Consider the following 22,287-nt stretch of genomic DNA (forward strand, 5'->3'; position numbering starts at 1 on the left):
GCGCATTAGCCCGCCATTCTACCTTATAATTTGTCGATTACATGCTGAAAAGGGGGCGTTTTCGGCCCCATTTCCAAGGCGAGATCGACGGTGTTTCCAAGGTTTTATCGGACGTAGCGCGCCGTTTGCTGACCGTCTGCCAACATTCATTATTAGCCCACTCACATTTTTGCGCGCGGCCCGCGCCGCGCCCTTTTGCCATGTCCCTGACACTTTCAGACGTAAAACGCATCGCCAACCTGGCCCAGCTCGAAATGGATGAGGCCCATGCGGAAACCGCGCTGGCCGAGCTGAACGGCATCTTCGCGCTGGCCGAGCAGATGCAGGCGGTGGACACCAGCGGCGTCGCGCCGCTGTCACAGCCGCTGTCCGCCATCATGGCGCTGCCGCTGCGCCTGCGCGACGACGTGGTGACCGAGGAGAACCGCCGCGAGGATTACCAGGCCCCGGCGCCGAAGGCCCAGGACGGCCTGTACCTGGTCCCGAAAGTCATCGAGTAAGCCTGATTTCGCCTCCGCCTCCGCCTCCGTCTTCACGAACCGACACGCACATGCATAACAAGACCATCAAAGAGCTGTCCGCGCTCCTGCAATCGAAGCAGGTATCGAGCGTCGAACTGGCCAGCCACTACCTCGACCGCATCGAAGCGAGCAGCCACAATGCCTTCCTGCACCTGGACCGCGCACGTTCGCTGGCCCAGGCAGCCGAGGCCGACGCCCGCATCGCCGCCGGCAACGCCGGTCCGCTGACCGGCGTGCCGATCGCGCACAAGGACATCTTCGTGACCCGCGGCTGGCGCACCACGGCCGGCTCGAAGATGCTGGCCAATTACGAGAGCCCGTTCGACGCCACCGTGGTCGAGCGTTTCGGCCGCGCCGGCATGGTCACCCTGGGCAAGGTCAACCTCGATGAATTCGCGATGGGCTCGGCCAACGAGAATTCGGCCTTCGGTCCGGTGAAGAACCCCTGGGATCCGCTGGCGGTGCCGGGCGGCTCCTCGGGCGGCTCGGCCGCCGCGATCGCCGCGCGCCTGGCGCCGGCCGCCACCGCCACCGACACCGGCGGCTCGATCCGCCAGCCCGCCGCCTTCTGCGGCGTCACCGGCATCAAGCCGACCTACGGCCGCGTGTCGCGCTTCGGCATGATCGCCTTCGCCTCCTCGCTCGACCAGGGCGGCCCGATCGCCCAGACCGCCGAGGACTGCGCCCTGCTGCTCAACGAAATGATCGGTTTTGATGAGCGCGATTCGACCAGCCTGACGGTCGAACAGGGCAACGTCGCCGAAGACTATACCCGCGACCTGAACCAGCCCTTGAATGGCCTGCGCATCGGCGTGCCGAAGGAATACTTCGGCGAAGGCCTGGCAAGCGACGTGGAGGCCGCGGTACGTGGCGCACTGGACGAATTCGTCAAGCTGGGCGCGACCCTGGTCGAGATCTCGCTGCCGAAGACCGCGCTGTCGATCCCGACCTACTACATCATCGCCCCGGCCGAGGCCTCGTCGAACCTGTCGCGCTTCGACGGCGTGCGCTACGGCCACCGCGCCAGCGAGTACAAGGATTTGCAGGACATGTACCGCAAAACCCGCGCCGAAGGCTTCGGACGCGAGGTCCAGCGCCGCATCATGGTCGGCACCTATGTGCTGTGCCATGGCTACTACGACGCCTATTACGTGCAGGCGCAGAAGATCCGCCGCCTGATCGCGGACGACTTCCAGGCCGCCTTCAAGGACAAGTGCGACGTGATCATGGGCCCGGTGGCCCCGACCGTGGCCTGGGACCTGGGTTCGAAAGCCAACGATCCGGTGGCGAACTACCTGGCCGACATCTTCACGCTGTCGACCAGCCTGGCGGGCCTGCCGGGCATGTCGATCCCGGTCGGTTTCGGCCAGGGCGACAAGAATGCCAAGCGCCCGGTCGGCCTGCAAATCATCGGCAATTATTTTGCCGAAGCGAAGCTGCTGAACATCGCGCACCAGTACCAGCAAGTCACCGACTGGCACCAGCGCGCTCCAGAGGGCGTTTAAGCCCTAGGGTGGGCGGGGTAAATCAGGCCAGTGGCCTGATTTACAAACGCCCACGCGTTCAAATTACGCCAGCGCGGCCACAGAATAAAGAGAGAACAACTATGCAATGGGAAGTCGTCATCGGTCTTGAGAACCACGTGCAGCTCACGACCAACTCCAAAATCTTCAGCGGCAGCTCGATCCGCTTCGGCGCCGAGCCGAACACCCAGGCCAGCCCGGTGGACCTGGCGCTGCCGGGCGTGCTGCCGGTGTTGAACCGTGGCGCCGTCGAGCGCGCGATCCGCTTCGGCCTGGCCGTGGGCGCTAGAATCGCGCCGCAGTCGGTGTTCGCGCGCAAGAACTACTTTTATCCGGACCTGCCCAAGGGCTACCAGATCAGCCAGTTCGAGGACCCGGTGGTCCAGGGCGGCACCATCAGCTTCGCCTTTGAAAAGGACGGCAAGCTGGAAACGAAGACCGTCAACCTGACCCGCGCGCACCTGGAAGAAGACGCCGGCAAGTCGCTGCACGAAGACTACGCCGGCATGAGCGGCATCGACCTGAACCGCGCCGGCACGCCGCTGCTCGAGATCGTGTCCGAGCCGGAAATGCGCAGCGCGGCCGAAGCCGTGGCCTATGCCAAGGCCCTGCACTCGCTGGTGGTATGGCTGGGCGTCTGCGACGGCAACATGCAGGAAGGCTCCTTCCGCTGCGACGTCAACGTCTCGGTGCGCCCGATGGGCCAGAAGGAATTCGGCACCCGCTGCGAGATCAAGAACCTGAACTCCTTCCGCTTCATGGAAGAAGCGATCCACTACGAAGTGCGGCGCCAGATCGAGCTGATCGAAGACGGCGGCAAGGTGATCCAGGCCACCCGCCTGTGGGATCCGGACAAGAAGGAAACCCGCTCCATGCGCACCAAGGAAGACGCGCAGGACTACCGCTATTTCCCCGACCCGGACCTGCCGCCACTGGTCATCAAGCAGGACTGGATCGAGCGCGTGAAGGCCGACATGCCCGAGCTGCCGGGCGCCCTGCGCGCGCGCTTCACCGGCGACTACGGCCTGCCGGAATACGACAGCCTGGTGCTGACCTCCTCCAAGGCGATGGCGACCTACTACGAGGCCGTGGTGGCCACGGCCGGCAAGGAAAACGCCAAGGCCGCCGCCAACTGGATGATGGGCGATGTTTCCTCGACCCTGAACCGCGAAGGCGTGGAGCTCGAGCAAGCGCCGGTGTCCGCCGCCCAGCTGGCCCTGCTGCTCAAGCGCATCGCCGACGGCACCATCTCGAACAAGGCCGGCAAGGAAGTGTTTGCAGCCATGTGGGAAGCCGGGTCGGATGACGTGAACCTGGCCGACACCGTGATCGAACAGAAGGGCCTGAAGCAGATCTCGGACACGGGCGCCTTGGCGGCGATCGTTGACGAGGTGCTCGCCGCCAATGCCAAGTCGGTGGAACAGTACCGCGCCGGCAAGGAAGCCGCGATCAACGCCCTGATCGGCCAGACCATGAAGGCCTCGAAGGGCAAGGCCAATCCGGCCCAGGTGACCGAGCTGCTGAAGCAGAAGCTGGCCGGCTGATGTAGGGTGGGCGGCTCCACCCGGCATGCTGGTCGGCCCCAGGCCTTGAGGCCGCCCACGCGGTGATCGTTGGCGGCTCCGCTCGCGCGCCGGATGATCTTGCCGCCAACGCTCACCGCGTGGGCGGCGCATGCACCGGCGTGATGCAAGGCGACGGGTGCAGCCGCCCACCCTTGTATCTTGTTCTCATTGGTGGTTAGCTACTGCCAATTGAGGTGAAGACCAGCTTGGGCCCACCCTTAAGGCTCGACCTTGGAAGGTAGATCAAGCCCTTCACCTCGTTCGCACACCATACCAAACACTGGACGGTAGCCAAGGGCTATGACCCTGTATGCACAAGGAGAGTGGGTGTGATGATCGAGAACACAAGGAGAGACTATGTTTTACCTGGGCGTAGATGTCGCCAAAGCCAAGCTTGACTGCATGCTGCTCGATACCACGAGTGGCAAACTGAAATCGAAGTCGCTGGCAAATACACCGGCCGGCTTTACCCAGCTGCTCGAATGGCTGGACAAACAGAAGGCGCTCAAGCCCCATGTAGTGATGGAACCGACCGGGATGTATCACGAGAACGCCGCACTGGCGTTAGCCGATGCAGGGCTGGTGGTATCGCTCATCAATCCAGCCCAACTGCGCGCATTTGCTCAAGGTTTGGGTGTCAAAACCAAGACCGACAAGGCAGATAGCGCCGTTCTGGCGCGCTTTGGCGCGGCTCAGAATCCCGCACCATGGCAGCCACCGTCACAGTCAGCGCGCCGGCTCAAGGCGCTGCTGACGCGACGAGATGCTGTCGCTGACGATTTACAGCGCGAACGAAACCGCCAGGAAGCAAATGATTTCAGCCCAGCTCCTGAAGCAGTTGGAGAATCGATCGCCCAATCGATCGTCTTCCACGAAGCTGAACTTAAACGACTGGAGAAAATGATTGCCGAGCATATCGACAACGATCCAGACCTGCGAAACAAAAAGGAACTTCTTGAGACCATTCCAGGTGTCGGTCCGCGCGTCTCGGGTCATATGACAGCCCTGTTTGCAGGGCGAACATTTGACCGTGCCGAGCAGCTCGCCGCTTACCTTGGCCTGGTACCTGTAGAGTGGCAATCTGGCTCGTCTGTACGTGGTCGACCGCGCATGTCCAAAGCTGGCCCTGCTTATTTGCGCAAGGTGCTGTACATGCCTGCCGTTGTTGCACGACGCTGTAACCCACACATCAAGGCACTCAACGACCGTCTGCTTACAAAAGGTAAGTCAAAGATGGCGGCCATTGGCGCCGCGATGCGTAAGCTCGCTCACCTCTGCTTCGGGGTCATCCACAGCGGTAAGCCCTACGATCCGAAATTTGCGATGTAGGGCTTGACCGCCAAGACGGTATCTACGCGTCAGACGCCGTAGCGGCTGCGGTAGGCGGCCACGGCCTCCTTGTGCGCGCCCAGCTCGGCGCCGGCATCGTTCGACAGGTAGGTGAACAGGTCGTCCAGGTTGGCGATCGAAATCACCGGGATGCCGAATTCCTGCGACACCTGCTGCACCGCCGAGTGCGCCGACAGCGCGTCGTCCTTGCCCGAACGCTCCATGCGGTCGAGCGCGATCAGCACGGCGGCCGGTTCGGCGCCGGCGGCGCGGATCATGTCGACCGATTCGCGCACCGAGGTGCCGGCCGAGATCACGTCGTCGATGATCACGACCTTGCCCGCCAGTTTGGCGCCGACGATGGTGCCGCCTTCGCCATGGTCCTTGGCTTCCTTGCGGTTGTAGGCAAACGAGGTGTTGCGGCCCTTGGCGGCCAGCGCCACCGCGGTTGCGCTGGCCAGCGTGATGCCCTTGTACGCGGGTCCGAACAGCATGTCGAATGCGACGCCTGAATCGAGCAGGGTCTGGGCGTAGAACTGCGCCAGCCGGCCCAGCGTCGCGCCATCGTGGAACAGGCCGGCGTTGAAGAAGTACGGCGACTGGCGCCCCGCCTTGGTCGTGAAGTTACCGAACTTCAATACCTCGGCCCCCACCGAAAATGCAATAAATTCCTGGCGCAAGTCGCTCACGTGCTTCTCCTGAATGGTCGAAAGCGCGTATTGTAAACCGCCCACTTCGCGGGAGCGAAGCCGCGCCCGGCCGGGACCGTTCCGAAGAGCATCGAAACAGGCTACACTATCGGCCCGGTGCCACGTGCCGGCCCCTGCTTTCCTTCACCTCGAATCCCATGCCACGAATTATTTCCGCGAACCTGAACGGCATCCGTTCCGCCCACAAAAAAGGCTTCTTCAACTGGCTCGCCACCCAGTCCGCCGATTTCATCTGCGTGCAGGAACTGAAGGCGCAGCAGGCCGACATGAGCGAGGAATTCCTCGCGCCGCACGGCTACCATGGCCATTTCCACTACGCCGAGAAGAAGGGCTATTCCGGCACCGGCGTGTACAGCCGCAGCGCGCCGGACAACAGGCGCATCGGCTTCGGCTGTACCGAATTCGACGCCGAAGGCCGCTACACCCGCTGCGACTTCGGCAACCTGACGGTGATTTCGGTGTACTGCCCGTCCGGCTCCTCGTCGCCGGAGCGCCAGCTGGCCAAGTTCCGTTTCATGGAAGTCTTCCTGCCGCACCTGCAGGAACTGAAGGCCGAGGGACGCGAAGTGGTGATCTGCGGCGACTGGAACATCGCCCACAAGGAAATCGACCTGAAGAACTGGAAGAGCAACCAGAAGAATTCGGGCTTCCTGCCGGAAGAACGGGCCTGGATGAGCCGCATCTTCGACGAGATCGGCCTGGTGGACGTGCACCGCAAGCTGGCGCCGGACGCCGCCGACTACACCTGGTGGAGCAACCGCGGCCAGGCCTACGCCAAGAACGTGGGCTGGCGCATCGACTACCACGTGGCCACCCCGGGCATCGCGGCGTGCGCGACATCGGTATCGGTCTACAAGGACGAGCGCTTCAGCGACCACGCGCCGCTCATCATTGATTACGATCTCTGATAGTCAAGCCGTATTCAGAAGCTTGTCTTCTGAATACGCGTCCACCGGCCATGCCAGCCGGAAGCGGCTATCGAAACGCCGTGTCTCCCCCGTCAGCGGATCGTCGAAGCTGATCGCGCGCGCCAGCAACTGCAGCGGCGCGTTGAAATCATCCCCCTTGCAGGGCAGCGCGACCGGATAGAAAGCGTCGTTCAGGATCGGCGCGCCCAGCGCCGCCAGGTGCAGGCGCAGCTGGTGCTTGCGTCCGGTATGCGGATGCAGCCGGTAGTGCGCCAGCGCGCCGCGCCGCTCGATCAGCTCGACCACGGTCTCGGAATTCGGCTCGCCCGGCACTTCCGCGCTCACAAAAAACTGCTCCGCATCCTGCATGCGGCTGCGATAGGTGAAGGGGAACTCCCTGCCCTCGATCGGGCCGGCCAGGGCCTCGTACACCTTCTTCACCACCCGCTTCTGGAACATCGACTGGTAGGCCCCGCGCGAATCCGGGTTGTGCGAGAAGATCACCACGCCCGCGGTCTCGCGGTCGAGCCGGTGGATCGGGGTCAGGTGCGGCAGGCCGTAGCGCTTCTTCAGGCGCACCAGCAGCGTCTCGTGCAGGAAGCGCCCGGTCGGGATGGTGGGCAGGAAGTGCGGCTTGTCGGCCACCAGCAGGTGCTCGTCCTGGTGCAGCACCGTCTCCTGGAACGGAATCGGGGTTTCCGGTGTTTCCAGCTCGCGGTAGTACCAGATGCGCATGCCCTGGCGCACCGGGCTGTCGGCGCGCAGCGGCGCGCCCTGCGCATCGACGATTTCGCCGCGCGCCAGGCGGCTCGCCCATGCGCCTTCGGACACGTCGGGAAAGCGTTCGGCCAGGAAGCGCAGCATGCCGCCGGCGCGCGTTTCGGTCAGCCACAGGTAGCTGGGCGCGACGCCGTCGCGGATGGGCAGCGGCACGTAGGCATTGGCTTCGGCCTGGTGGCCCTTGCGGCTGCTGCCCATCGCCTAGCGCAGGGCGACGTTGCTGCGGTAGGGCGGCAGCTTCGCGGCGGTGGTCCCCTTGGTGCGCGCATACACCGGCAGCAGCACGTTCATGTGCGCCTGCATGTCGTTGATGCGGCTTTCCCCGCCCGGGTGGGTCGAGAGCAGCTCGATCGGCGCGCGCTGGCTCAGGGCCGCCATCTTGCGCCACAGGGCGATGCCGGCGCGCGGGTCGTAGCCGGCGCGGGCGGCGATGTCGAGGCCGACCAGGTCGGCCTCGCGCTCGTCGTTGCGCGAGAACTTCAGCCCGACCAGCTGGGCGCCGGCGTTGGTGACCATGCCGGTGATGTTCGGATCGACGCCGAAAAAGGCCGATGCCGCCAGGCCGGTGAGGCGCGCGCCGATGTTGGTCAGGCCCTGCTTGGCCATCTTTTCGCGGCTATGCTCGCGCAGCGCGTGGGCGATCTCGTGTCCCATCACGGCCGCCACCTCGTCGTCGGTCAGCTTCAGCGAGGTGAGGATGCCGGTAAAGAAGCCGATCCGGCCGCCCGGCATGCAGAAGGCGTTCACGTCCTTCGAATCGATGACGTTGACCTGCCACTGCCAGCGGCTCGCTTCCTGGTTCCAGCGCGTGCTGTGCGGAATGATGCGCCGGGCGATGGCGCGCAGGCGCTGCACTTCCGGATGCGAGGGCGGCAGCAGCACACCTTTCTGCTGGGCCTGGCTCATCATCTGCGTGTACTGCTGCGCCGCCGCCTGGTTCACCGTTTCCGCCGGGACCACCTTGCTAAAACGCGACAGGGGCCGTACCTCGATGCCGTCCTGGACCGTGGTGTTGCGGTCGTCCTGTGCCGCCGCGCCACCGGCCACGCCAAAGGCGGCGCACAGCGCGAGGCCGCCCGCCAGATGCTTGAATGTTTTCATGTCGTCAGCGATAGGCTGTTCTTAGCAGCACTATCTCCCAAGAAATAAGCTGAATGGATCCATCAGCGCCGATCATCGCGGATCACGGGCGGCCCGACAAGCCGCCACCGCACATAAGCGCCGGGTTGCCAGGCCAATCACTCACGCCGGTCCGCTGACGCCGGAGCGTTTGCGCAGGCGAAACACCGCCAGGCTGCCGCGCAGATTCGGCAGGAAGCGCACCACCTTCCCCTCGGCCAGCGCCACGTACTCCAGCACTTCCAGCCCGCACTTCTCGGCCAGGTCCTGGAAGTCGTGGATGGTTGCGTAGCGCACGTTGGGCGTGTCGAACCATTGGTAAGGCAAGGTGCGCGACACCGGCATGCGGCCGCAGATCAATGCCACGCGGTGCGGCCAGTAGGCGAAGTTGGGGAAGGACACGATGGCTTCCTGGCCGACCCGCACGATGTCGCGCAGGCGCGCCTCGACATGCTGCATCATCTGCAGCGAGGACAGGCACAGCACCATGTCGAAGCTGTTGTCGCGGAACAGGTCCAGGCCCTCTTCCATGTCGTGCTGGATCACGCTGATGCCGCGCTGGGTGCTCTCCAGCACCTTGTCGTCGGCGATCTCGACGCCGTAGCCGGTGCAGTGCTTGCCCAGTTCCAGGTAGCGCAGCATGGCGCCGTCGCCGCAGCCGACGTCGAGCACGTGCGACCCCTCGCGCACCCAGTCGGCGATGAAGGCCAGGTCGGGACGCAGCGCGTCCAGTTCGCGGGCGTTCATGCCGCCTCCCTTGCCGCGGCGCGGTGTTCGCCGAGTTCGGCGGCGATGCGGTCGTAGTAGGCGCGCACCACCGCCATGTAGCGCGGGTCTTCCAGCAGGAAGGCGTCGTGGCCGTGCGGCGCGTCGATCTCGGCATAGCTCACCTTGCGCCGGTTCGACAGCAGGGCCTCGACGATCTCGCGGCTGCGCTCCGGCGAAAAGCGCCAGTCGGTGCTGAAAGAGGCGATCAGGAACTGCGCCTTGGTGGCAGCCAGCGCCTTGGCCAGGTCGCCGCCGTGGGCGCGCGCCGGGTCGAAGTAGTCGAGCGCCTTGGTGATGATCAGGTAGGTGTTGGCGTCGAAGTATTCCGAGAACTTGTCGCCCTGGTAGCGCAGGTAGGATTCGATCTCGAAATCGACGCCGAAATCGAAAGCGTAGTCGTCGCTCTCGGCGGCATTGCGCAGCTTGCGGCCGAATTTTTCCGCCATGTCGTCGTTCGACAGGTAGGTGATGTGGCCGACCATGCGCGCCACCTTCAGGCCGTTCCTGGGCACCACGCCGTGCTCGTAGAAGTCGCCGCCATGGTAGTCGGGATCGGTGAGGATGGCCTGGCGCGCCACGTCGTTGAAGGCGATGTTCTGGGCCGACAGCTTGGGGGTGGAAGCGATCACGATGCAGTGGCGCAGGCGGTCCGGGTACAGGATGCTCCAGGACAGGGCCTGCATGCCGCCCAGCGAACCGCCCATCACGGCGGCGAAGCAGTCGATGCCGAGGCGGTCGGCCAGGCGCGCCTGGGCCGCCACCCAGTCTTCCACGGTCAGCAGCGGAAAGGCCGCGCCATACGGCTTGCCGGTGGCCGGATTCGTGTGCATCGGACCGGTCGAGCCGAAGCAGGAGCCGAGGTTGTTGACGCCGATGACGAAGAAGCGGTCGGTGTCGACCGGCTTGCCCGGCCCCACCATGTTGTCCCACCAGCCCTGGCTCTTGGGCTTGCCGGCGTAGGTGCCGGCCACGTGGTGCGAGGCGTTCAGCGCGTGGCAGACCAGCACCGCGTTCGAGCGCTCGGCGTTCAGCGAGCCATAGGTCTCATACATCAGCGTGTAGTCGCCCAGCTGGGCGCCGCTTTGCAGCGGCAGGGGTTCGGCGAAATGCATCGCCTGCGGTGTGACGTTTCCTATCGATGCCATGGGGGTTGCGTGTGCTTCTTCATGTGTTTCGTGTTGCCGCGCGCCCCGGTCATCCGAGGTTCTGCAGCTGTTCGACGGCGGCGGCGATCTCGTCCGGCTCGACCGCGCGCAGGATGCGCCGGGTGCGGGTGGTGATCGCGGCCAGGTCGCTATTCAGGATTTCCTGCTTCACCGCCAGCAGCTGGGCCGGATGCATCGAGAATTCGCGCAGGCCCATGCCGAGCAGCAGGCGGGTGAGCTTGGGGTCGCCCGCCATCTCGCCGCATACGGCCACGTCCAGCCCGGCCTTGTGGCCGGTGGCGATGGTATGGGCGATCAGGTTCAGGACCGCCGGGTGCAGCGGGTTGTACAGGTGCGCCACTTCGTAGTCGACGCGGTCGATCGCCAGCAGGTACTGGATCAGGTCATTGGTCCCGATCGACAGGAACTGCATGCGCTTGACGAACATCGGCAGCGCCAGCGCGGCCGCGGGAATCTCGATCATGGCGCCCACTTCCACGCCCGGGTCGTACTTGACGCCCTCTGCGCGCAGCTGGGCCTTGGCCTGCTCGATCATGGCGAGCGTCTGGTCGATCTCGAAGGCATGCGCCAGCATCGGGATCAGGATCCGTACTTTTCCATAGGCGGAGGCGCGCAGGATGGCGCGCAGCTGGGTCAGGAACAGCTGCGGTTCGGCCAGGCAGTAGCGGATCGCGCGCAGGCCCAGGGCCGGGTTCAGGGCGGTATGCTCGGTGGGGTCGAGCGGCTTGTCGGCGCCGACGTCGAGCGTGCGGATCGTCACCGGACGGCCCTTCATCGCCACCACCGCCTTGCGGTACTGCTCGAACTGCTCGTCCTCGCCGGGCACCTTCAGGCCGTTGGGGCCGCGGCCCATGAACAGGAATTCGGAGCGGAACAGGCCGACGCCCATCGCGCCCGCCTCCAGCGCGCCCGGGCAGTCGTCCGGCAGCTCGATGTTGGCCAGCAGCGTGATTGCGGTGCCGTCCTTCGTCACCGCCGGCGTCTTCTTGAGCTTGAGCAGGCGCTTGCGCGCCTTGATGAGCGCAGCCTGGCGCGCACGGTACTGTTCCAGCACCAGCTGGCTCGGGTTGCAGATCACCACGCCGGCGTCGCCGTCGATGATCACCCAGTCGTCCTGCTCGATCAGGCGCGAGGCCTGGCTCAGGCCGACCACGGCCGGGATGTCGAGCGAGCGTGCGACGATCGCGGTGTGCGAGTTCTGGCCGCCGACGTCGGTGACGAAGCCGATGAAGGAACGGTTCTCGCCATCGCGGTCGCGGAAGGCCAGCATGTCGGCCGGCGAGATATCGTGCGCCACCACGATCATCGAAGGCGGCGCATGGTCCTCGCCCGCCGGGAACGACGGCGGCATCGCGCTGGCGCTGCCCATCAGGACTTTCAGCACGCGCTCGGCCACCTGCTGGATGTCGTGCTTGCGCTCGCGCAGGTACTCGTCCTCGATCTCGTCGAACTGGCTCGACAGCTCGTCGATCTGGGTCACCAGCGCCCATTCGGCGTTGTAGTGGCGGGTACGGATGATGTCGAGCGGCGCTTCCGAGATCATCGGGTCGGACAGGATCAGCGCGTGCACGTCGATGAAGGCGCCCAGTTCGGTCGGGGCGTCCTTGGGGAGCTCGGTCCACAGGGCCTGCAGCCCACGGTGCACCTCGGCGATCGCGTCCTGCAGGCGCGCGACCTCGGCCTCGACCTGCTCTTCCGGCACCAGGTAGTGCTTGACGTCGAGCGCGGCCGGCGTGAGCAGGTGCGCGCGGCCGATCGAGATGCCGCGCGATACCGGAATGCCGTGGAGCGTGAACGATGCCATCGATGGTCCCGTGTGGCGGGTAGGAACCGCTTCGCGCGGCATTATTCGCCTTCGCCGAACTTGTCGTTGACCAGGCCTGCCAGCGCCGCGACGCAGGCTTCCTCGTCCGGGCCGTCCGCCTCGAGCAGCACTTTGGCGCCCTTGCCGGCGGCCAGCATCATGACGCCCATGATCGACTTGGCGTTGATGCGGCGGCCGTTGCGGGTAAGCCAGACGTCGCTCTTGAACTTGGCGGCCAGCTGGGTGAACTTGGCGGAGGCGCGGGCGTGCAGGCCCAGCTTGTTGATGATTTCCAGTTCCTGTTGAATCATGTTCTCGTTATGTGCCCGTGGCCAAATGGTAGGAAGGGGTGAAGTTCAGTTCGATCCGATCAGCTCGATCCGACGCGGATCCGGTTGTCGACCCGCACCGCGCCGTTCTGGGCGCCGGCCAGGGCCATCTCGACCACCACATCGAGGCTGTCGCGGCGGTAGGTGATCGCGCGCAGCAGCATCGGCAGGCTGATGCCGGCGATGACTTCCACATGGCCGGCGTCCTGCAGCGAAGTGCAGCAATTCGAGGGCGTACCGCCCTTGATGTCGGTGATGACCAGCACGCCGTCGCCTTCGTCGAGGCGCGCGATCGCTTCCCTGGCCAGGCAGTTCACCTGGTGCAGGTCCTGGTCGGCGCTGACGTCGATCGCCTCGAAGCGCTCGGTGGGACCGCGGAACACGTGCGCCACCGCGGCGATGAAGGCCTGGCCCAGCGGCGCGTGGGTCAGCAGGAGGATGCCTACCATGTCAGTTCGCTTTCGATACTTGTTGTTCGACCGCGTCGATGAACATCGCGGCCACGTCGAATCCGGTCTGGTCGGCGATTTCCTGGAAGCAGGTCGGGCTAGTGACGTTGACTTCGGTCAGGTACTCGCCAATCACATCCAATCCTACCAGCAACAAACCACGCGCGGCCAGGACCGGGCCGATGGCCTCGGCGATCTCGCGCTCGCGCTCGGTGATCGGCATGGCCACGCCCAGGCCGCCGGCGGCCAGGTTGCCGCGCACTTCATTGCCCTGCGGGATGCGCGCCAGCGTGAACGGCACCGGCTTGCCGCCGATGACCAGCACGCGCTTGTCGCCCTGCGTGATGGCAGGGATGAATTTCTGGGCCATGATCGAATGCCGGCCGTTGTCGGTGAGCGATTCGATCACCGAGCCCAGGTTCATGCCATCCGCCTTGACGCGGAAGATGCCGGCGCCGCCCATGCCGTCCAGCGGCTTGAAGATCACGTCGCCGTGCTTGTCGTGGAAGGCGCGCAGGCGGGCCGGGTTCGAGCTCACCAGGGTTGGCGAGGTGTACCCGCTGAACTGGCCGATGGTGAGCTTTTCGTTGTGGTCGCGGATCGCGCCGGGACGGTTGAACACGCGCGCGCCCTGGCGTTCGGCCAGTTCCAGCAGGTAGGTGCCGTACACGTACTCCATGTCGAAAGGCGGGTCCTTGCGCTCGATGACGGCGTCGAACACCGACAGGGCCACGATCTCCGGGGCATCGGCGCGGTACCAGGCATCCGGCTCGCCGGTCAGGTGGATGCGCCTGACCTCGGCCGTGACCGCGCCCTCTTCCAGCACCATGTCGCGCTGCTCGAAGGCGTACACGGCGTGGCCGCGGCGCGCCGCTTCGCGCATCATCGCAAAGGTCGAATCCTTGTAGATCTTGAAGGAAGAGAGCGGGTCGGCGAGGAAGGCGATGTTCATGGCGCGGGCAATGGAGGGGAATGCCTGATTTTAGCCGGAAATGCGATTTCTCGCGGGCAGTGCCCGCTTCCAGCCACTCCCCGCCCCCGGCGCCACTCAGTACACTTCCGGATTCGGGTCGGTGCGCTCGAGTTCCAGCGAGGCCGCCAGCAGCCCCAGGCGCGCCACCACGCCGTACACGTAGAAGCGGTTCGGCGCGGCCGTGCCCGGCTTGGCCTTGAGGTCGGGCACCGCATGCTGCTGGGCAAACGCCAGCGGCACGTATTGCGAGCCCGGCGCGTTCAAATTCTGGTCGATGCCGCGCTCGGCGTGCACGCGGTAGAAGCCGCCCACCACGTAACGGTCGATCATGTACACCACCGGCTCGGCCACGGCATCGTTGATCGACTCGAAGGTCGGCACGCCTTCCTGCACGATCATGTCGGTGATGGCGACCCCATCCTTGATGACCGTCATCCGGTTGCGCTGGGCACGGCTCAGGTCGCGCACTTCGCTCGCGTCCTTGATGGTCATGACGCCCATGCCGTAGGTACCGGCATCCGGCTTGACGATCACGAAGGGCTTTTGCTCCTTCATGCCGTATTCCTTGTACTTCTTCTTGATCTTGGACAGCAGCGCCGAAACGGCGTCGGCCAGCTGCTCGGTGCCGACGTCGTCCTGCAGGTCGATCTCGCCGACCTTGCTGTGCAGCGGGTTGACCAGCCACGGATCGATCTCGATCAGCTTGCCGAACTTCTTGGCCACTTCGTCGAAGGCCTTGAAGTGGTTGCTCTTGCGCCGCATGGCCCAGCCAGCGTGCAGCGGCGGCAGCAGCGACTGCTCGTGGATGTTTTCCAGGATGGACGGGATGCCCGCGGACAGGTCGTTGTTGAGCAGGATGGTGCAGGGGTCGAAGTCGGCCAGCCCGACCCGGCGGCCGTTGGGCGAGCGCACCAGGGGTTCGACCACCAGCATGTTCCCGTCCGGTAGCGCCAGCGGGGTCGGCTGGGTGACTTCCGGCGACAGCGAGCCGAGGCGCACGTGCAGGCCGGTCTGGCGGAAGATCTGCATCAGGCGCGCCACGTTCTGCAGGTACATCGGGTTGCGCGTGTGCACTTCCGGGATCATCAGGAGGTTGCGCGCATCCGGGCAGTACTTGTCGATCGCGGCCATGGCCGCCTGCACGGCCAGCGGCAGCATCTCGGTGGACAGGTTGTTGAATCCGCCCGGGAACAGGTTGGTATCGACCGGGGCCAGCTTGTAGCCGGCGTTGCGCAGGTCGACCGAGCAGTAGAAAGGCGGGGTATGCTCCTGCCACTCGAGGCGGAACCAGCGCTCGATGGCGGGCGTGGCTTCGAGGATTTTCTTTTCCAGGTCCAGGAGAGGACCGGTCAGGGCGGTGGCGAGGTGCGGAACCATGGTGTGGACGTCCTAGTGATGGCTTATTCGAATTATATCGGTACGCTCATATAGGGACGAACAAGCCGTTTTAAAGGCGCGATTGCACGGCGAGCAATTCCCGGGCACCGGTTCGCCCATCCTGTCATCCCAGCAGGGCGACAGCGGCCCAGGCATAGACCGGAATACCCAGCAGGATGTTCAGGGGGAAGGTCACGCCCGAGGGCGGCGGGCGAGGCGCTGGCGCACACGGCGCGCGCCATGATGGACGAGTGGTCGGCGTTCGAACAGCAGGTGGACGGCATCCGGGGCATGACCCGCGGCCGGCTGCGGCTGTCGGTGGTCAGTACCGCGAAGTATTTCGTGCCGCGTTTGCTCGGCAGCTTCTGCGCCGCCTTTCCGGACATCGACATCGCGCTCGAAGTGCTCAACCGCGACGGGGTGCTGAGGCGCCTGCGCGACAACCTCGACGACCTCTACATCATGTCGATGCCGCCCGAGGACCTGGAACTCGAGCGCCATGCCTTCCTGGGCAACCCGCTCGACGTGGTGGCCTCGGCGGCGCACCCGCTGGTCGGGCGCGCGCGCATCGCCCTGGCCGAACTGGCGCCGCTGCGCTTCATCCTGCGCGAAAAAGGGTCCGGCACCCGGCTCGCCTGCGACAAGCATTTCAAGGCGCTCGGCTTCCGGCCCGATGTGCGGATGGAGCTGGGCAGCAACGAAGCGATCAAGCAGGCGGTGGCGGCCAGCCTGGGCCTCGGTGTCATCTCACGCCACGCGCTGGGCGAGCGCCCGGAAGACGAGCACCTGGCCGTGCTCTCGGTCGCAGGGTTCCCCGTGCAGTCGAACTGGTGGACCCTGTACCGGAAAGGGAAGAAACTGTCGCCGGTCGCAACGGCCTTCCTGCAGCATCTCGAGCATACCGGCGAACGGGCTGTCACAAGTGGTACGCCGACTCCCCGTGGCTGGTGATGTCCAGCCCCTCGCGCTCCTGGTCCGCCGGCACGCGCAGGCCCACCAGCACATCCACCAGCTTGAAGGCGGCGAAGGCGACCACTGCCGACCACACGATGGTGACGCCCACCGCTTCGGCCTGCACCAGTAATTGTCCCGCGATCGAATAGTCCGGCGAGGCCTTGTTGGCGACGTAGTCCCACACGCCCTGCCCGCCCAGGGAGGGTGCGGCGAACACGCCGGTCAGCAGCGCGCCCAGGATCCCGCCCACGCCGTGCACGCCGAACACGTCGAGCGAGTCGTCGGCGCCCAGCAGGCGCTTCAGGCCGGTCACGCCCCACAGGCACACCACGCCCGCCAGCAGCCCCATCACCAGCGCACCCATCGGGCCGACAAAGCCGGCGCCCGGGGTGATCGCCACCAGGCCCGAGACCGCGCCCGACACCGCGCCCAGCAGCGAGGGCTGGCGCTTGAAAGCCCACTCGCCGAACATCCAGGCCACGGCCGCGGCCGCGGTGGCCAGCAGGGTGTTGATGAAGGCCAGCGCGGCCACGTCGCCCGCTTCCAGCGCCGAGCCGGCATTGAAGCCGAACCAGCCCACCCACAGCAGCGAGGCACCGATCATGGTCATGGTCAGCGAATGCGGGGCCATCGCCTCGCGGCCCAGGCCGATGCGCTTGCCGATCACATAGGCGCCGACCAGGCCGGCCACCGCCGCGTTGATGTGGACCACGGTGCCGCCCGCGAAATCGAGGGCGCCGTGCTGCCACAGGAAGCCCGCGTTCCCGGTGACGGTCGCCAGCGTGGCGGCGTCCGAAATCGCGTCCGGACCGGCCCAGAACCAGACCATGTGGGCCACCGGCAGGTAGCCGAAGGTAAACCACAGCACCATGAACAGCAGTACCGCGCCGAAGCGCACGCGCTCGGCGAAAGCACCCACGATCAGGCCGCAGGTGATGGCGGCGAAGGTTCCCTGGAAGGCGACGAAGATGAACTCGGGGATCATGGTCTCCTTGCTGAAGGTGGCGGCCTGGCTGAAGCTGCCGGTGCTGGCGTCGTAGATGCCGCTCAGGAAGGCACGGTCGAAGCCGCCGATGAAGGCGTTGTTCTCGGTGAAGGCCAGCGAGTAGCCGTACAGGCACCACAGCACGATGATCAGGCAGAACACCATGAACACCTGCATCAGCACCGACAGCATGTTCTTGGCGCGCACCAGGCCGCCGTAGAACAGGGCCAGGCCGGGAATCGACATCATGATGACCAGCAGCGTGGCCACGAACATCCAGGCGGTGTCGCCCTTGTTGATGGTGGGCGCGGCCAGGGCCGGCAGCGCCAGGCCGGCGGCGGCCAGGCCGCCCAGGATCTTGCCAATGGTGAGCTTCATCGAATTCCCCTTACAGTGCGTCGTTGCCGGTCTCGCCGGTACGGATACGGATGACCTGGTTGAGGTCGGCCACGAAGATCTTGCCGTCGCCGATCTTGCCGGTGCGGGCCGCGCCCGAGATGGCGTCGATGACCTGGTCGACCACGGCATCGTCCACCGCGGCCTCGATCTTGATCTTCGGGAGGAAATCGACCACGTACTCGGCGCCTCGGTAGAGTTCGGTGTGACCCTTCTGGCGGCCAAAGCCTTTGACTTCGGTCACGGTCATGCCCTGTACATTGATCTCGGACAGCGCTTCGCGCACCTCGTCGAGCTTGAAGGGTTTGATGATGGCGGTAATCATTTTCATGTCTTGCCTCTTTTTATTTGCTTCTAGAAAGTCTTCGACAGGCTCAGGACCGCGCCCGACTTGCCGAGGTTCCTGCCCTGCGGACTCAGGTAGGCCTCGGTGTTCGCCTTGACCCAGGCCAGCGACAGGGTTGCCCCGCCGATCTCCTTGCTCAGGCCGACCTTGTAGTCGGCATACGAATAGGCGCTGTTGTGGGCTACCCGTTGGTGCCCCGCATGCAGGTTCAGCACGAAGCCCTTGCCGACATCAAGGTCGGCGCCGACGTCCACATAGCCGCTGCCCTTGCTGTCGGCGGTACCGAACAGGTTGGTGGTCGCATGCGAGTACTTGACGTAGGCTGGCCCGAAGCCCAGGCGCGCATACAGCTCGAAGGTATTGGCGCGCGGCTGCAGGCCGTTCGACGGATACCAGTAGTACAGGCCGCCGATGTCGTAGGTGGTGGACTCTCCCAGAGTGCCGCGCTTGCCGGCGTACAGGTCCCATTCGATGTTGCCGTCGCCGCCGAGATCCTTGGTCCATTTGATGGTGGACAGCCAGGTGCCCACGTACAGGCCGGTCGGGCCATGCACGTAGTCGGCGCCGCCCTGCAGCGCCGGGTCGAACCGGGTTTGCGACAGCCCGCGGTAACGGTAGTCGCTGGTGATGGCGGCGTTGTAGCTGACTGCGTGCTCCGGTGCGCCTGCCGGTGCGGACTCCTGTGCGAACGCTGGCGCTCCCGACAGGGCCAGCACGGCCCAGATTGCTGCACTTGTGTTGCGCTTCATGACATTCCCCTTATATTCAACAGCCCTGCCGTGACGGCGGCCGTTGCGGTTTACAATCCTGTTTGCTACACGCCTGACAACTCTTTAGCAGGATGCGTGCCAGCCGAAAAAGCGCAATGCGGCGCTTGTTTTCTCAGCCATCCGCCCCATTTGCGTTTCGAACAACCCGGGCAACCCCTGCGCCGGCCATCCGGCAACGAACGGCGCACCAAAGCGGAAGCCGACGCACCATGGCGGTGCATTGCTTCGTAAAACTAGGAAATGGATATGAATACTTTCTTCAACGACTTGCAGGGCAAGATCAACCAGGCGCTGGAGAGCTCGCCGGCCAAGGACATCGAACGCAACGTCAAGGCCATCATGACCCAGGGCTTCTCGAAGCTCGATCTCGTCACCCGCGAAGAGTTCGACATCCAGGCCCAGGTGCTGGCGAAAACCCGCGCCAAGCTGGAAGCGCTGGAGCTGCGCGTGGTGGAACTGGAAGCGCGCCTGTCCGGCCAGGCCGGCGGATCGACCACCGCTACACCTGCGGCCTCGGCTGCGGCGTCCGGCCCACTGGAAGGCGCCACCGACCCGGCCGCGCCGCACATCATCATCGACAAGTCTTGACTGCCTGACATGCAGGCAAGCGACCTGGCCCACGGGCTGCTCGCACCGCAGGAAGTCTCGCTCGACGTCCTGCGCGAAAAATACGCCAGGGGCGATGAGAGCGGCATCGGCGATGTGCGCCGGCGCGTGGCGCGCGCCCTCGCCGCAGCCGCCTACCCCGAGGAGGCGGACGAGGCGGAGGAGTCGGCCACCCGGCGCGCCGAACTCGAAGCGCGCTTCCTCTGGGCCCAGGAACAGGGCTTCGTTCCGGCCGGACGCATCAACTCGGCCGCCGGCCTGGATTCGCAGGCCACCCTCATCAACTGCTTCGTCCAGCCGGTAGGCGACTCCATCTCCGGCAGCGAGGACGGCCTGCCCGGCATCTACACCGCCCTGGCCGAAGCGGCCGAGACCATGCGCCGCGGCGGCGGTGTCGGCTACGACTTCAGCGCCATCCGTCCGCTGGGCAGCAAGGTACACGGCACCCGCTCGCGCGCTTCCGGCCCGGTCTCGTACATGGAAGTGTTCGACGCCTCGTGCCGCACGGTGGAATCCGCCGGCGCCCGGCGCGGCGCCCAGATGGGCGTGCTGCGCATCGACCACCCGGACATCGAGCGCTTCATCGCCGCCAAGGACGCAGGAGGCCTGACCAACTTCAACATCTCGGTCGGGGTCACCGACGCCTTCATGCACGCGGTCGAAGCCGATGAGATGTTCGCGCTGGTGCACCGTGCCGAACCGGGCGAGGAAGACATGGCCACGGCGCGCCGCCTGGACGATGGCCGCTGGGTCTACCGCGACGTGCGCGCGCGCGCACTCTGGGACCGCATCATCGCCTCCACCTACGACCACGCCGAACCGGGCGTGCTGTTCGTGGACCGGATGAACGCCGAGAACAACCTGTGGTACGCCGAGTGCCTGCGCGCCACCAACCCCTGCGGCGAGCAGCCCCTGCCCGACTACGGCTGCTGCGACCTCGGTTCGCTCAACCTCACTGCCTTCGTGCGCGACCCGTTCGGCGCCGATCCGCAGTTCGACTTCGAACGCTTCTGCGAAGTGGCCGCAGTGGCGGTGGAAATGCTCGACCTGGTGCTGGACGCCACCGAATGGCCGCTGCCGCAGCAGGCGCTCGAGGCGCGCGCCAAGCGCCGCATCGGGCTCGGCTTCCTGGGCCTGGGCAGCGCCCTGGCGATGCTGGGCCTGCGCTACGATTCCGACGCCGGCCGTGCGATGGCGGCGCGCATCGCCGAGACGCTGCGCGACGCCGCCTACGCCACTTCGGTCGCGCTGGCGCGCGAGTACGGCGCTTTCCCGCTGTTCGATGCCGAGCGTTACCTGGAAGGCCGCTTCACGGCGCGCCTGCCGGACTGGCTGCGCGAGGCGATCCGCCGCTACGGCATCCGCAACTCGCACCTGCTGTCGATCGCGCCCACCGGCACCATCTCGCTGGCGTTCGCCGACAACGCCTCGAACGGCATCGAGCCGCCCTATGCCTGGAGCTACCAGCGCCGCAAGCGCACGGCCGACGGCGGCTGGCGCAGCTACGCCGTCGAGGACCACGCCTGGCGCCTGTACCGCCAGCTCGGACACGACGGCGCCGTGCTGCCACCCGCTTTCGTCACCGCGCTCGAGATGCGCGCGCTCGACCACCTGCGCATGGTGCAGGCGGTGCAGCCCTATATCGACACGGCGATCTCGAAGACCGTCAACGTGCCCGAGGACTATCCCTACGAGGATTTCCGCGCCCTGTATACCCAGGCCTGGCAGGCCGGCCTGAAGGGGCTGTCCACCTACCGTCCCAACACGGTGCTGGGCAGCGTGTTGTCCACCGGCGAACCGCAGCCGGCGGCCGCCGACCTGCCCGACGAGGACCCGCTGCGCAAGCGCTTCGACCGCCGGCCGCTGGGCGAACTGGAATCGGTGACTTCGAAGATCGCGTACTCGACCCAGGAAGGGCGCAAGACGGCCTACATTACCGTGAGCTTCATCCGCACCGAGGGCGTGCACGAGGGCCGTCCGGTGACGATCGAGCGGCCTTTCGAGTTCTTCATGCCATCCAGCCAGCGCACCGGCGGGCAGCAGTGGATCACCGCGTCGATGCGCCTGCTGTCGATGGTGGCGCGCGCCGGCGGTCCGATTGCGCGGGCGCTGGCCGACATGCGCGAGGTGGTATGGGAGAAAGGCCCGGTACGCTGCGGCATGCTCACCCGCGAGGACGGCACCCAGGTGCCGGTCTACCACGACTCGGAAGTGGCGGCGATCGCCTTCATGCTGCAGCGCGTGCTGATCCGGCGCGGCTTCCTCGACGCCTGGGGCAACCAGGCAGGGGTGCCGGAAATGGCGCGCCGCCTGGCCGAACGCAGCCAGGGCACGGCGCCGGACGCCGGGCCGCAGGCGCCCACCAGCGCCGGCGCCCTGCCCACCGCCAGCGGCGCCAAGTGCCCGGAATGCGGCGCCCGCGCGCTGCGCAAGGTGGACGGCTGTACCCGCTGCGACGAATGCCACTATGTCGGGGAGTGCGGCTGAGGCATACTGAGCGGGTCTTTCACTACCCTGCCCCGTCATGTCCTACATCGCTCTCAAGCACCTGCACATGAACCTTGCCGCGCTCAGCGGCCTGCTGTTCCTGGTCCGCGGCATCTGGATGCTGTCCGACTCCAGCCGCCTGCAGGCGCGCTGGGTGAAGATCGTCCCCCACCTGGTCGACACGCTGCTGCTGGCCAGCGCCATCGGCCTGGCGGTCTGGAGCCGGCAGTATCCGGGACAGTTTCCCTGGCTGACGGCCAAGGTGGCGGCGCTGCTGGCCTACATCGTCCTCGGCAGCATCGCGCTCAAGCGCGGGCGCACGCGCGCAGTGCGCATTGCCGCGTTCGTTGCGGCGCTGGCCTGCTTCGCCTACATCGTGGCGGTGGCGCTGACCAGGAATCCGCTGGTGCTGTTCTAGGCCG

At 65.8% G+C, this 22,287-nt stretch carries 21 protein-coding genes and 1 pseudogene; 9 read left to right on the forward strand and 13 right to left on the reverse strand.

Annotated features, from left to right (window positions below; all coding sequences use genetic code 11):
- Positions 1 to 200: 200 nt before the first annotated feature.
- The 4 genes from gatC to LCI23_RS09915 all read left to right on the forward strand — a co-directional run bounded on the left by gatC (position 201) and on the right by LCI23_RS09915 (position 4,938).
- On the forward strand, positions 201 to 500 hold the full coding sequence (gene gatC / locus LCI23_RS09900) for an Asp-tRNA(Asn)/Glu-tRNA(Gln) amidotransferase subunit GatC (RefSeq protein ID WP_224946291.1): 300 nt from the start codon (positions 201 to 203) through the stop codon (positions 498 to 500).
- A gap of 50 nt (positions 501 to 550) precedes the next feature.
- Entirely contained in the window at positions 551 to 2,026 is a 1,476-nt protein-coding gene (gene gatA, locus LCI23_RS09905; RefSeq protein ID WP_224946292.1) for an Asp-tRNA(Asn)/Glu-tRNA(Gln) amidotransferase subunit GatA, read from the forward strand.
- Positions 2,027 to 2,127: 101 nt separating this feature from the next.
- Positions 2,128 to 3,588, forward strand: a complete 1,461-nt coding sequence (gatB, locus tag LCI23_RS09910) for an Asp-tRNA(Asn)/Glu-tRNA(Gln) amidotransferase subunit GatB (protein WP_224946293.1) — start codon at positions 2,128 to 2,130, stop codon at positions 3,586 to 3,588.
- A 378-nt stretch (positions 3,589 to 3,966) separates the two neighbouring features.
- Complete coding sequence (locus LCI23_RS09915; protein WP_224946294.1) at positions 3,967 to 4,938, forward strand: transposase; 972 nt, start codon at positions 3,967 to 3,969, stop codon at positions 4,936 to 4,938.
- Between the two features lie 29 nt (positions 4,939 to 4,967).
- Here LCI23_RS09915 and pyrE read toward each other — a convergent pair whose 3' ends face one another.
- Positions 4,968 to 5,627, reverse strand: a complete 660-nt coding sequence (pyrE, locus tag LCI23_RS09920; protein WP_224946295.1) for an orotate phosphoribosyltransferase — start codon at positions 5,625 to 5,627, stop codon at positions 4,968 to 4,970.
- A gap of 158 nt (positions 5,628 to 5,785) precedes the next feature.
- Here pyrE and LCI23_RS09925 point away from each other — a divergent pair, with 158 nt between their 5' ends.
- Positions 5,786 to 6,556 (forward strand): exodeoxyribonuclease III, encoded by a 771-nt coding sequence (locus tag LCI23_RS09925; RefSeq protein WP_224946296.1) that lies wholly within the window; start codon positions 5,786 to 5,788, stop codon positions 6,554 to 6,556.
- A gap of 3 nt (positions 6,557 to 6,559) precedes the next feature.
- On the opposite strand, the gene LCI23_RS09930 is transcribed toward LCI23_RS09925, so the two are convergent.
- From LCI23_RS09930 to gshA, 9 genes are all read right to left on the reverse strand, one after another.
- A complete protein-coding gene (locus LCI23_RS09930; RefSeq protein WP_224946297.1) occupies positions 6,560 to 7,534 on the reverse strand; it encodes a pseudouridine synthase in 975 nt (324 codons plus the stop codon).
- A 3-nt stretch (positions 7,535 to 7,537) separates the two neighbouring features.
- Positions 7,538 to 8,437: a M48 family metallopeptidase gene (locus tag LCI23_RS09935; RefSeq protein WP_224946298.1), complete on the reverse strand. Its 900-nt coding sequence runs from the start codon at positions 8,435 to 8,437 to the stop codon at positions 7,538 to 7,540.
- Positions 8,438 to 8,578: 141 nt separating this feature from the next.
- Positions 8,579 to 9,202, reverse strand: a complete 624-nt coding sequence (gene metW, locus LCI23_RS09940; protein WP_224946299.1) for a methionine biosynthesis protein MetW — start codon at positions 9,200 to 9,202, stop codon at positions 8,579 to 8,581.
- Entirely contained in the window at positions 9,199 to 10,368 is a 1,170-nt protein-coding gene (locus LCI23_RS09945; protein WP_224946300.1) for a homoserine O-acetyltransferase, read from the reverse strand. Before LCI23_RS09945 ends, metW begins: the two co-directional genes overlap by 4 nt.
- Positions 10,369 to 10,417: 49 nt before the next feature.
- On the reverse strand, positions 10,418 to 12,193 hold the full coding sequence (ptsP, locus tag LCI23_RS09950) for a phosphoenolpyruvate--protein phosphotransferase (RefSeq protein WP_224946301.1): 1,776 nt from the start codon (positions 12,191 to 12,193) through the stop codon (positions 10,418 to 10,420).
- 41 nt (positions 12,194 to 12,234) lie between these two features.
- Positions 12,235 to 12,504 (reverse strand): HPr family phosphocarrier protein, encoded by a 270-nt coding sequence (locus LCI23_RS09955; protein WP_224946302.1) that lies wholly within the window; start codon positions 12,502 to 12,504, stop codon positions 12,235 to 12,237.
- A gap of 59 nt (positions 12,505 to 12,563) precedes the next feature.
- Entirely contained in the window at positions 12,564 to 12,971 is a 408-nt protein-coding gene (locus tag LCI23_RS09960) for a PTS sugar transporter subunit IIA (RefSeq protein WP_224946303.1), read from the reverse strand.
- 1 nt (position 12,972) lies between these two features.
- The gene (gene gshB / locus LCI23_RS09965; protein WP_224946304.1) at positions 12,973 to 13,923 is read right to left on the reverse strand and encodes a glutathione synthase; all 951 of its coding nucleotides are present in this window, start codon (positions 13,921 to 13,923) and stop codon (positions 12,973 to 12,975) included.
- Between the two features lie 96 nt (positions 13,924 to 14,019).
- Positions 14,020 to 15,321 carry a glutamate--cysteine ligase gene (gene gshA / locus LCI23_RS09970; protein ID WP_224946305.1) on the reverse strand — a complete coding sequence of 434 codons (1,302 nt, stop codon included), beginning with the start codon at positions 15,319 to 15,321 and terminating at the stop codon, positions 14,020 to 14,022.
- Positions 15,322 to 15,561: 240 nt separating this feature from the next.
- Here gshA and LCI23_RS09975 point away from each other — a divergent pair, with 240 nt between their 5' ends.
- Entirely contained in the window at positions 15,562 to 16,272 is a 711-nt protein-coding gene (locus LCI23_RS09975; RefSeq protein ID WP_224946306.1) for a LysR substrate-binding domain-containing protein, read from the forward strand.
- On the opposite strand, the gene amt is transcribed toward LCI23_RS09975, so the two are convergent.
- The 3 genes from amt to LCI23_RS09990 are packed head-to-tail and all read right to left on the reverse strand — an operon-like array spanning position 16,238 to position 18,751.
- Positions 16,238 to 17,638 (reverse strand): ammonium transporter, encoded by a 1,401-nt coding sequence (gene amt / locus LCI23_RS09980; RefSeq protein WP_224946307.1) that lies wholly within the window; start codon positions 17,636 to 17,638, stop codon positions 16,238 to 16,240. The genes LCI23_RS09975 and amt overlap by 35 nt on opposite strands.
- A gap of 10 nt (positions 17,639 to 17,648) precedes the next feature.
- A complete protein-coding gene (glnK, locus tag LCI23_RS09985; protein ID WP_224946308.1) occupies positions 17,649 to 17,987 on the reverse strand; it encodes a P-II family nitrogen regulator in 339 nt (112 codons plus the stop codon).
- A gap of 23 nt (positions 17,988 to 18,010) precedes the next feature.
- On the reverse strand, positions 18,011 to 18,751 hold the full coding sequence (locus tag LCI23_RS09990) for a TorF family putative porin (RefSeq protein ID WP_224946309.1): 741 nt from the start codon (positions 18,749 to 18,751) through the stop codon (positions 18,011 to 18,013).
- Positions 18,752 to 19,012: 261 nt separating this feature from the next.
- On the opposite strand from LCI23_RS09990, the pseudogene LCI23_RS09995 reads away from it, so the two are divergent.
- The 3 genes and pseudogenes from LCI23_RS09995 to LCI23_RS10005 form a co-directional block, all read left to right on the forward strand.
- Positions 19,013 to 19,240 (forward strand): annotated as a pseudogene (locus LCI23_RS09995) (accessory factor UbiK family protein); the annotation flags it as partial.
- A gap of 129 nt (positions 19,241 to 19,369) precedes the next feature.
- A complete protein-coding gene (locus tag LCI23_RS10000; RefSeq protein WP_224946311.1) occupies positions 19,370 to 21,865 on the forward strand; it encodes an adenosylcobalamin-dependent ribonucleoside-diphosphate reductase in 2,496 nt (831 codons plus the stop codon).
- A gap of 37 nt (positions 21,866 to 21,902) precedes the next feature.
- Positions 21,903 to 22,283, forward strand: a complete 381-nt coding sequence (locus LCI23_RS10005) for a SirB2 family protein (RefSeq protein ID WP_224946312.1) — start codon at positions 21,903 to 21,905, stop codon at positions 22,281 to 22,283.
- Positions 22,284 to 22,287: the final 4 nt, after the last annotated feature.

Origin of the sequence: Massilia sp. MS-15, assembly GCF_020176695.1 — a bacterium.
GTDB classification, from domain to species: domain Bacteria; phylum Pseudomonadota; class Gammaproteobacteria; order Burkholderiales; family Burkholderiaceae_D; genus Telluria; species Telluria hydrophila.

Bases quoted from the DNA above. Each gene is read 5' to 3' on its own strand.
- gatC (WP_224946291.1), top strand. From the start codon at position 201: ATGTCCCTGACACTTTCAGACGTAAAACGCATCGCCAACCTGGCCCAG.
- gatA (WP_224946292.1), top strand. From the start codon at position 551: ATGCATAACAAGACCATCAAAGAGCTGTCCGCGCTCCTGCAATCGAAG.
- gatB (WP_224946293.1), top strand. From the start codon at position 2,128: ATGCAATGGGAAGTCGTCATCGGTCTTGAGAACCACGTGCAGCTCACG.
- LCI23_RS09915 (WP_224946294.1), top strand. From the start codon at position 3,967: ATGTTTTACCTGGGCGTAGATGTCGCCAAAGCCAAGCTTGACTGCATG.
- LCI23_RS09925 (WP_224946296.1), top strand. From the start codon at position 5,786: ATGCCACGAATTATTTCCGCGAACCTGAACGGCATCCGTTCCGCCCAC.
- LCI23_RS09930 (WP_224946297.1), bottom strand. From the start codon at position 7,534: ATGGGCAGCAGCCGCAAGGGCCACCAGGCCGAAGCCAATGCCTACGTG.
- LCI23_RS09935 (WP_224946298.1), bottom strand. From the start codon at position 8,437: ATGAAAACATTCAAGCATCTGGCGGGCGGCCTCGCGCTGTGCGCCGCC.
- metW (WP_224946299.1), bottom strand. From the start codon at position 9,202: ATGAACGCCCGCGAACTGGACGCGCTGCGTCCCGACCTGGCCTTCATC.
- LCI23_RS09945 (WP_224946300.1), bottom strand. From the start codon at position 10,368: ATGGCATCGATAGGAAACGTCACACCGCAGGCGATGCATTTCGCCGAA.
- ptsP (WP_224946301.1), bottom strand. From the start codon at position 12,193: ATGGCATCGTTCACGCTCCACGGCATTCCGGTATCGCGCGGCATCTCG.
- LCI23_RS09955 (WP_224946302.1), bottom strand. From the start codon at position 12,504: ATGATTCAACAGGAACTGGAAATCATCAACAAGCTGGGCCTGCACGCC.
- LCI23_RS09960 (WP_224946303.1), bottom strand. From the start codon at position 12,971: ATGGTAGGCATCCTCCTGCTGACCCACGCGCCGCTGGGCCAGGCCTTC.
- gshB (WP_224946304.1), bottom strand. From the start codon at position 13,923: ATGAACATCGCCTTCCTCGCCGACCCGCTCTCTTCCTTCAAGATCTAC.
- gshA (WP_224946305.1), bottom strand. From the start codon at position 15,321: ATGGTTCCGCACCTCGCCACCGCCCTGACCGGTCCTCTCCTGGACCTG.
- LCI23_RS09975 (WP_224946306.1), top strand. From the start codon at position 15,562: ATGATGGACGAGTGGTCGGCGTTCGAACAGCAGGTGGACGGCATCCGG.
- amt (WP_224946307.1), bottom strand. From the start codon at position 17,638: ATGAAGCTCACCATTGGCAAGATCCTGGGCGGCCTGGCCGCCGCCGGC.
- glnK (WP_224946308.1), bottom strand. From the start codon at position 17,987: ATGAAAATGATTACCGCCATCATCAAACCCTTCAAGCTCGACGAGGTG.
- LCI23_RS09990 (WP_224946309.1), bottom strand. From the start codon at position 18,751: ATGAAGCGCAACACAAGTGCAGCAATCTGGGCCGTGCTGGCCCTGTCG.
- LCI23_RS10000 (WP_224946311.1), top strand. From the start codon at position 19,370: ATGCAGGCAAGCGACCTGGCCCACGGGCTGCTCGCACCGCAGGAAGTC.
- LCI23_RS10005 (WP_224946312.1), top strand. From the start codon at position 21,903: ATGTCCTACATCGCTCTCAAGCACCTGCACATGAACCTTGCCGCGCTC.